The 1,944-nt window shown below is 61.0% G+C and carries 2 protein-coding genes; one reads left to right on the top strand and one right to left on the bottom strand.

Going from position 1 to position 1,944, the window contains the following annotated elements; translation table 11 throughout:
* A partial coding sequence (locus tag MT347_RS16235) for a hypothetical protein (RefSeq protein ID WP_243502421.1) occupies nucleotides 1–292 on the top strand: 292 nt, incomplete at its 5' end.
* A 370-nt stretch (nucleotides 293–662) separates the two neighbouring features.
* On the opposite strand, the gene MT347_RS16230 is transcribed toward MT347_RS16235, so the two are convergent.
* Nucleotides 663–1,944, bottom strand: a 1,282-nt coding sequence (locus tag MT347_RS16230) for a cutinase family protein (RefSeq protein WP_243502419.1), incomplete at its 5' end; no start/stop codon positions are given.

The following is a 1,944-nucleotide window of genomic DNA, read 5'->3' as shown; positions in this document are numbered from 1 at the left end:
CCGCGTCTCCGCGAGCATCCGCAACGCCCGCTCACGCATCTCCGGCGAATACTTCCTGTTCATCGTCTTCCATCCTTGCTTGAAGAACGGAACGAAAGTCAGGCCGGTTCACCCTGACCTCGGCTGCAATGCCGTCCGCCTTCGCTCGCCATCCTTCGCGCACGGCGTTGAAGCTCAGCTCGGACAGATGGTCTGGCTCGGCGTAGTACCGAGCGAAGAACGTCTCGTCTCCGACCTGCCAGAACGCTCCGCCGGCGCGCGGCCGCTCACCCACTCAACGTACGCCCGCTGAACGGAGGTATGGGGCCCGGTGGGCGCCGTCTTGCGAGTGGCGGGGGCCTCGATCCTCATTTGGGCCACGGAGGGTGCCACCCGAAACGATCTCGCCTCTTACTGCGCGCCATGCTCACCACCGTCCCGCCTCCCCGCAGCGTCCGTCTCATCGTCACCACCGGCGAGTCCGCGCCTCAACGACGAGCTTCTATCACGCGAGAGCGTCGTTCTTGGAGCTCATCCCGCACCGCACCGTGACCGCGGGACAAACCGCTCGTCGTGGGTGCTCAGCGAGAGTCACGCGGCTTGATTTCCCAGTAAGAGGCTCAGCGGCCCACGAGAACTGGAAGCTCCTTCCTTAAACCTTCGTTACCGTCGAGTCAGTTGTTCTAGCCAGCGATGGCGGCCAGCGACTTCCCAAGATCGAAGAGACCGAACTCCGGGTAGGCCGTGTGCACATCAGACCCCGCCTTGAATGCGCCAGCGATTCCTAGCCCCAACAAGTACTGGCTGTTCTGATCCATCAGATTGCCGTAGTCACATACCAGGTCCATGTCGTCGCAGTATTCGCGCGTTATCTGGGCGAGCTGTGACGGGTATCTGTAATCAGACATCGAAGTCGCGGGCACAGCCGGAAAGTCGTGCAGTGCGATCTGGGTGATCATGTCATTGTACGAAACCGCCACATTTCCAAGACCGCTAACAGCCACTCCGATTCCCGCCTTAGCCGAACCTTCATTCCGAAGTGCATTACTGGAGGAACGGAGCGGGTCCGCAATCAACCCAACCGCACTTACATGCTCGAGCAAATCGGATTTGGACGCGTGAAGGTAGTTCAGGGCGGCATGGACCGCCCACGCACCTTGCGAATACCCGACGATCACGATCTTTTGACCGCTCTCTCCGCATTCATCTACCGCCCGTTCAATCTGCTGCATCAACTCGACTGAGCCGCTCCATGCGGAAGGCTGAAAGTCGCCAATCTGGCCGAGCCAATTCCAAACCTTCCAGGAGTCCTGCGTAAGCGGCACAGCATTTGCGCTGTAGCTCAAAGCCAACGTTTTGGTGTCACTGCGAAGCGTAGTGAAGCCGTCCTTTACATCCTCGACTTCTCGTCCGTAGCCCGAGCGCGGGTCTCCTGCCACCGGAGGGTCTTGACCCGAACCCCGCACGCCCAGGAAAAGGTACTCATTGCACTCTTCGGCGCTTTTCACCGTCCGCGGCGCGGGGGCCGGCGGCTGAGGGGGAGGGATTGGAGCGCCAACCCACGGGAAGACCGCGACCACCGGCGACGAGGACGGGTTCCCGTCCATCCCCGGGCCTAGCGACCCGCCCCAGTCCACGCTGGATGCGTCAAAGTAGGTAAGCGAGCTTGAGTAGATCCCGGTCACGCAGTCCCGGAGCACGCCGTGAAAGTAGCTCACGGAGTCGGCTCCCGAAACATCGAGACAAGACCCATAGATGTTGGACATCCTGGAGTCAGACAACTGCACCGTAGAAATGCTCGCCGCGCTTACTCCGGTGTTCGCGTACCGCACAACAACGGTCGACCCCTTAACCGCGCCACCGTCGCTGACGCGGATACCGGACCAAGTTCCGTTCTCAGGCTTGGTGTCGTCGCCGTCCGTGTTGGTATCCCCACCCACGGAGTCGTCGTAAAGCGACGTGAAT

It is taken from the genome of Microbacterium sp. VKM Ac-2923, assembly GCF_022815605.1.
Lineage (GTDB): Bacteria > Actinomycetota > Actinomycetes > Actinomycetales > Microbacteriaceae > Microbacterium.
The sequence above is the reverse complement of the archived record's forward strand: the minus strand, read 5'-3'. Positions and strand labels throughout refer to the sequence as shown.